Below are 7088 nucleotides of genomic sequence, written 5' to 3' on the forward strand. Positions count from 1 at the left end.
GTAGAAGCCGAGGATCAGCAGCATGCCGTCCTTGAACAGACCGACGATGGTTTGCACGCTCTCCCGATAGTCAGCGGGAATGTGCGGGCCGACCCATGCGATCATAGGCGTGTAGAGCAGGCAGCCAGCCAGAAAACCAAGAGCCAGAATAGTCGTGGTCTGAGGCATCGGTGGAAAGCGGATGACGATAGGCAGGTTCATGATGTGACCCTCGCTTGGGCTTCGATGACAGATTTCAGTTGTCGGATCTCGCCCTCGCGCTGGATGGCTAGCTCCTGCGCAGTGTCGCGTTCCGCTCGCAGCCTCAAAACATCGCCTTGCGCCGTCTCCAGTTGGACGGACAGGCTAGTGTTCTCGCGTTCGAGATTGCTTTCGCGGACCGCTGCTGCCCGCAATTCTGCCTCAGCCTCGACGACGCGGGTCCGCAACTCGTTGAGCATGAGCTGCATGCGCTCGATTTCTTCACGCAGTGCGCCGGTTGTGCCGGTGAACGCCGTGGCAATCGAAGCTATGACAGCGGCCTCGCCGGTCGCCTCGTCCTTGGCTGCGCTGGCGTTAATGGCTTTGCGGGAAGGGCGCTGGATGATGGCGGTCAGCACGCCGCCGAGGCCCAAGGCTCCGGCGAGCGTGATCAAGCCCTCCCACGACATGAAGTTACTCAGCTCGCCTGCGGACATGCGGGCTCCTTACGTGACGCATAAAAAAGCCCGCCGAAGCGGGTGAGGCTTTACGTGACCGGCGCGAGGTCAGGCGCAGGCGGCGAGGACGGGCTGGGCTGCAAAGTTACCACTCGCGCTTGAGCAGCCGTCAGGCCGCTCTCGAACGAGGTGACGATGCGTTGAAGCATCTGCTTGGTGCCTTCTGCAGCTTGGGTGCCGAGGGCGCGTGGCAGATCGTCCACGCTTGCCGCCACCGCTGCCTGAAGCAAAGCGAGGAGGGTTTGCGCCTCGTCGCTTTCCAGCAGGGTCACGGCGGCGACTGCCGAGGGCAGGCGAGCGGCCTTGGCGGCCTCGGCTGCGGCAAGCATGGCCGCCTCGGCGGCAGCCAGCTTTTCGGCATCAGTCAATTCGGCCTCGGCCATGATCAGTCCTCCTCGCGCGGATAGGTCGGGCGGGACGGACGGGTCGAGCCGTCCTTGGGCTTGCGGCTGACGCGGTAGATCAGGACGCCGACGGCTGCGAGCGCGACGACGAACAGGATGGTGCCAATCATAGCGACCTCTTGGGTTAGGTGGTTTCTTGGAACTCGACGGTTAGATAGACGAGGGCCGTCTCGCCCCCTTTGATGACCAAGCCCGCAAACACCGCAGTCTTGATCTGGCCGACCGTCAGCGTGGTGCTGAAGGTCGGGGTAAAGCTCGACGACGGGAAGCTGATCGAAGCGTCACCCGACACCCTTGACCAAGTGCAGGTCGCACCGGATGTCCCGCCGAGGCAGGTCACGATCACGTCATTGACATTGGTCGCAATCGATCCGGCACCGGTTCGCGTTTTGGTGACGACGCTGGGCGTAGCCTTGGCCCAGAACAGCGGGACAGGCGTTGGGCCATACATGCCGTTCTGATCCTGCCAGAAGCCCGCGTTCGCCTTGGTCATAGCCGACAGGGCGATGTTGGACGGGCCTGCCCAGTGGATCAGGTTGTCAGGCCCGAACGGCGGGCCATTGGCGATGACACGACGGGTTGAGCCCCACACGCCCTGCTGGGTTTGTGTGACCGTATCGATGGTCGTGTTGTCACCGAGGAACACCTGCTCGGCACCCAAGGCGATCCCGCTGCCATAGGTGGAAGAGAAGACGCCGAGGACGGCGGGCTTGCCGCCACTGGCCGCCGCTTTGACATACCAGCTGGCGATGTTCTGCTGGTTCTCCAGATCGATGATAGCCAGCGACTGCTCTGTGACGGTTGCTTGCAATTGGGGCAAAGCGATCCCAGCTGCCACTTCTTGCGCTGTAGCAGGCCTGATGGCGCACCGGTCCCAAACCAAGATTTTCGGGTCAGACAGACCCCAACCACCAGCCCAAGATGTCATGGCGTGAAGGACCATGTTGCCGTCACCGACATTGTTGATCCTGACAAGCTTCCGAAAGCTGCGGGACGGGTGTGTTGTGGTATGTCCTATGTAGCCGTTTACATCCGCCTCCAGCCCAAACTGGAAATGAACTCCATCGCCGCCACCGGTGCAGTATGCGTAAATGCCTGCGCCGCGAAGCCCGCCCGCTAGGAGCCGAACGTCAGCCTCCAAAACGTAATATGAGGCGGCGACGTTGGAGAGACCTGGATTCTGACTTGCCGTTTGAGCAATGCCGCAATCTTCGCGGACGCCGCCCAAGTTGTCGTGCTGTTGAAATGCCCACGACGAAAACCTGCCCGGCACCCGCTGTTGATCTCTTGTCGATCCCCAACCTTCCCATGCGGGAGGGACATTGCTTGGGGTGCCGCTGGGATAGTGGGCGAAGTTCGGGTTCAGGTTGAGCGAGCCAGTACTAGACGCCGACAGTTGACTGATCGCCTGCGCCGTAGCCATGCGATCATTTGCCTGCGCATTCTCCAGATCGATGATGTCCGCTTCGGTCTGGGCTGTGCGAGCAAGGACACCGGATATGGCCAAGGCGTTGGCCGTGTCGCCATCGATGCGAGCCTGATTGACTGCAGCCACGCGAGCCGCAAGGTTGGCCGACCCGCCTCGGGCTGCCACCACTTCGGCCTCGACCGCGTCCAGATCAGTGCGGGCTTCTGCCAGCAGTCCGGACACGTCAAAGATATCACCAAAGGCCGTCGTGATCTGGCTCTGCAGGTTGGTGATGGTCGGGGCGGTAGGAATGACGTTACCCGACGTCAGGTCGCCTGCCACATTCCCGCACTTGATGCTCGGGTCGCTCGTTGCCCCATTCTTGGCGACGTACTGCAACGACAGGCAATAGGACTGTCCGGGCGTCAGCCCAGCTATCTCGTATCGCCCATCGGCACTGGGCGCGCCCTCATAGCCACGGGTCCACGGTCCTGATGCCGACGGGCCATGCTTGATGATGACCCCGACGATATCAGCCGTTTCAATCGGGACGGTGATGGTGAAGATCGGTTGCGAAATGCCGCCACTGGTCGGAGGCTTCGGAGCGACCGTCCAGTCAGCCGAAGCAGGCGGCGGCACATAGCGAGGGTCGACAGCCGACAGTGCAGGCGAGGGCGCAGGCTGGGCGGCCTGACCCAATGCCCATGCGTGCTTCGCATCGCTCTCAGAACGGCATTCCAGCGTCACAGAGGCGGACTGATGGTTCACCGTGGTACGGCGGACAATCACCTTCTGATCGGCAAGCGCCAGTTCCGGCACATCGATCTTGATGCATTCGCCTGCATGGACGTGCATCAGATGGGCCTTCGACGGGAGCGTGACCGTCAGACCTTCGCGCAGGTTGGCCAAGGTATAGGCGGCCAGTTGGCCCGCCTGCCGAGCATCGCGGACGTGCGTGAACTCGATTTCGACCGTGCGCGGTTCGCCGCGATCCTCGTCGCGATAGACGGACGAGGTGACTTCGCCGGCCGGAACGTATTCCCAGTTATTGGCCTCGGACCGATAGCGCGGAACAATGGTGTTCTTGCGCTCGCGGCGAGGCGTCAGAGGACGCACCTCCGCCTGTCCGATCAGGTCGTCGCGGGTATAGGTATAGGTGGCCACGCGTGGCGCGTTGACCATCACGCTGAGTTGCGCGCCGCGGCTGATGGGCTCGCCGCCGCCTGCTTGCAGCATGGCCAGCCATGTCTGGAACTTGCCGTCGCCTGTTGACCACTCGCCAGAGATCGTCCAGCCGTTGGCCTCGGCAATGTTCATGGCTTCCACGAATGCGGGAATATCGATAGCCGCATCTGGCGCGCCAATGCCCGCAATGCGCTTGGTGCGATCGATGGTGCCGTCCGCGTTCAGCTTGAAGTGGCCGCGCGCCCACGCCAACGCGTGGACATAAGGGCTCTCGGACCATTCCCATGTGCGCCAGTCATCGCGACGCTGCGGGCCGCTGCCGCCCGGATAGGTGCTGTCCTTGCGCGGATCCCACAGCTTCATCCAGCGGCCGACCCAACGGGGATCAGGCACACCATTGGTGAAGATGTTCCGGTCTTCCGGGTTCTTGGCCAGCACCATCGTCCAGAAGGCGAACGACACCTGTGGCGCGGCATGTTGGGTGCCCCAGCCGGTTAAGCCGGGACTGCCGTATTTCAGACCGGTAGGGGGCAGTAGAGCCGCATCGGTTGGCAGGCCAAGCGTTGTCTTCTGCCACATGTCCGCTTGGTAGAAGCCGGTCGCTTCGTTCTGCGGGCCTGTGAAGGCGACGACACTGTTGTCCGCGCGGAACTGGGTGATGGCATCAATCGGGCCAAGCGACAGCGCCACGCCCAGCGACATCGCCACCTTGTTGTAGCCCCACGTCGCCTGAAAGACCTTGTTGCCGCCCAGCGCGGTGTAACCCATCGCGCCGCGCACCGGTGCTTTCGGGTCGGGCTTGAAATCAAGGGTCGAACCGCTGGATGGGGTGTTCGGGCGCATCAGGGCGGCAGCGGCAGCCGACAACCCAAACGCTGCGGTTGTGGCGACGATCTTACCAGCCAGGGCAATGGTCGCGCCTTCACCGAGCGCCGCCATGACGCCAACTTTTGTCAGGCCGACAGCGGTCGCCGTGACAGCCGACGACCAAGCAGCGGTCGCCCATGCGGCGGCAGCAGGAAGAAGCTGAGGCATCAGATAACCTTCCAAGCTGCGACGTAATCAGAGATCACAACCTCGCCACACACGCCGTCGAGGAAGCCAAGGGCATGGTCACGGTGCAAACGGATAGCCATGGCATCGCCGGTGCCGCCCAGTCCTGGGCCGCACAGCACATCACCCACCCGCGCTTGGGCAGGAGATTTCCAGCGATCATAGTGCTGGTCCATGAGTTCGGAGAGCGACTGCACGCCAAGACGCCTGAGAGCCCGGCGAGCGCCCACCTCGGTCGAATAGGCTCCGGCCTTGAGCAGGGGCGCCTTGTGGCCCAGTTGCTTCAGGTGAAACGCCACCATGCGGGCACAGTCGGTCGTACCGAGAACGAACGGCTTGCCGTTGAACCGGTCGAAGGTGGCACTTGTCGCGGCCACCCGCGCATTAAGTTCGATCATATCTGTTGCTGATCCACGTTCCCGCCGACGCCGCCACCGCCGCCGATAGATCCATTGCCGCCGCCGAATGAGCCGCCTGATCCCGAGGACGGGCCGTTGTAGCCCCAGAACAGCTTCTGTCCGGCGTTTGTGACGTGCTGGAATGCGCGGGCATTCGAGCCATAGAGATAGGTCCAGAAGGCATCGTTCCAGCGATGGCCCTCGTTATCGTCGAACAGCCGTTCCCAGATGGTGGCCAGTTCCAGTTCGAGCAGCGCGGAGTTCTGCGCGTGGTTGAAACCCGCATCGTCCAGTTCGCCCAGAAAACGCACGTCGGGCTCACCGATGATCTGCCCTGTCTGCCGATCGATGACAGCGGCATATATCGTGACGGGAGAGCCTTGGGCCGTTGGCGCGGTCAGCGCGGCCAGCGCGGCATTACCGGTCGGCAGCAACTGGACGGTCTGGCGCGGGGCTTCGGTGCCTTCGGCCTCGGTGAACTCGCCAAAGCCCGCGATCTTGCCAAAGTCGGGATCATCAGCCGTGAACGTCTCTGCGCCCCAAACCACGAAGCCTGATCCATCCACCAAACGGATGGTTTTGCTCGGCAGTTCGATCTTGAGCAGGTGGACCAGAAGCGGGTTGCGCGATTGGAGCGCAGCCAGCATGGCCGGTGACATCGCCATGCCATCGTCCTTTCAAACATGGTTCAAGGCCCCGAAGAACGAGGGCGGAGAGACCTGATTGTGGAGGTTAGTTGGTTGAGCGGTTGGCTTTGGATGCCGATCTCGCCTGCGCACTTATCTGGTTACGCTCGTGAGATGACCAGACCACGTGGCCCACACAGACTACGAAGAATATGAACGCCAACCCGAAGCCAGTCGACACAGACCACGGTCCAACTAGTCCGGTATGGTGTGCCGCAAATCCGGACAAGCTCAATAAGATGGAAGCCACGCCGTACGCCAAACATGACCCCTGATAACGATATCCTGCACGGATCAATCGCTGCCACTCACTCGGTTGTCGTGGCTGAATGGTCGACAGATGATAAATCGTGTCGGTGTAAATCCAGAACATGAACGAAGCGGCGATAGCAATCAGGGCACCAGCGAAGAAGGGGGCACCTTGAGGACCAGTCGCGACAAGAGCCGCTCCGGGCAATGCGGCGACGGCGGCCATTACTGCCTGAATGCGTTGGCCTTCGAGTGTTTTGTAATCAGTCGGCGTCACGGATTTTCCCCCGGAAACCATTGTCACTTGATTTGCCATCTGTCTACGCTCGCTCCTTGATGGTGAACCGGAACGGCAGGTACTTGGACCGGCTGACGTTCCACGATTGCTCGTTGCCTTGGATGAAGCCTTCGATCTTGGGCTCGAAGTCCAGAGCGGTCCCTGCGGCCGGCTGACGGCGCAGCATCGGTTCGATCTGCAACGTTGCTGTTCCGGAGCCGCTCACCGTCACGTCCGCAACGGCCACCTGATACAGAAACGACGTGCCGCCGATGACCATCGAGAAGAACTTGCCCTCTTTGATCACATCGCCCGGAATGAGCCCGCTGACGGGCAGGGAAGTCCCCGCCGATCCCGCCGAGGCCACAACCGGCGTTCCATAAGAGCGGGGCTTCACTCCCGGCTCGCGAAAGGCCATGCGCACCGTTTCCTTCATGCCCCTGACGAGGCGCGACAGGTACTTCATGCCATGCTCAGCGTACTCGACCGGATAGGTCTCCACATCGACGGCCCAGCGGTCGCCCATGCGGACAATGCGGCTGTCGGTGCCGCCAAGCACTGGAGCTTGATCGACAGCGAAACTGATGTAGCGCGGCACGGCCTCCTTGATTGGAGGGCAGGCGGGAAGTTCGATCATCATACAAGGCTCTGTCTGCGGCGCGACGAGGTTGCGCGCTGTTGATCCTGAACAGTAGCGACGCCCATGGTCGTGGTCTGGATCGCCACGTTT

9 protein-coding genes are annotated in these 7088 nt (G+C 62.0%); all 9 read right to left on the reverse strand.

Annotated elements, in window-relative coordinates; all coding sequences use genetic code 11:
- Positions 1 to 201 (reverse strand): hypothetical protein (locus tag OB03_RS13165; RefSeq protein ID WP_461344453.1); only part of this gene is annotated, 201 nt, incomplete at its 3' end.
- Entirely contained in the window at positions 198 to 677 is a 480-nt protein-coding gene (locus OB03_RS13170) for a hypothetical protein (protein WP_461344454.1), read from the reverse strand. The genes OB03_RS13165 and OB03_RS13170, both read right to left, overlap by 4 nt.
- A 50-nt stretch (positions 678 to 727) precedes the next feature.
- Complete coding sequence (locus OB03_RS13175) at positions 728 to 1081, reverse strand: hypothetical protein (RefSeq protein ID WP_461344455.1); 354 nt, start codon at positions 1079 to 1081, stop codon at positions 728 to 730.
- A 2-nt stretch (positions 1082 to 1083) separates the two neighbouring features.
- Positions 1084 to 1212 carry a hypothetical protein gene (locus OB03_RS13180; protein ID WP_461344456.1) on the reverse strand — a complete coding sequence of 43 codons (129 nt, stop codon included), beginning with the start codon at positions 1210 to 1212 and terminating at the stop codon, positions 1084 to 1086.
- A gap of 14 nt (positions 1213 to 1226) precedes the next feature.
- Positions 1227 to 4730, reverse strand: a complete 3504-nt coding sequence (locus OB03_RS13185; protein ID WP_461344457.1) for a phage tail protein — start codon at positions 4728 to 4730, stop codon at positions 1227 to 1229.
- Positions 4730 to 5146 carry a DUF6950 family protein gene (locus tag OB03_RS13190; protein WP_461344458.1) on the reverse strand — a complete coding sequence of 139 codons (417 nt, stop codon included), beginning with the start codon at positions 5144 to 5146 and terminating at the stop codon, positions 4730 to 4732. Before OB03_RS13190 ends, OB03_RS13185 begins: the two co-directional genes overlap by 1 nt.
- On the reverse strand, positions 5143 to 5811 hold the full coding sequence (locus OB03_RS13195) for a hypothetical protein (protein ID WP_461344459.1): 669 nt from the start codon (positions 5809 to 5811) through the stop codon (positions 5143 to 5145). Before OB03_RS13195 ends, OB03_RS13190 begins: the two co-directional genes overlap by 4 nt.
- A gap of 67 nt (positions 5812 to 5878) precedes the next feature.
- Positions 5879 to 6397 (reverse strand): hypothetical protein, encoded by a 519-nt coding sequence (locus OB03_RS13200; protein WP_461344460.1) that lies wholly within the window; start codon positions 6395 to 6397, stop codon positions 5879 to 5881.
- Between the two features lie 4 nt (positions 6398 to 6401).
- Entirely contained in the window at positions 6402 to 6995 is a 594-nt protein-coding gene (locus OB03_RS13205; RefSeq protein WP_461344461.1) for a hypothetical protein, read from the reverse strand.
- Between the last annotated feature and the right edge of the window lie 93 nt (positions 6996 to 7088).

The sequence above is a fragment of the Brevundimonas sp. GN22 genome (assembly GCF_054824005.1).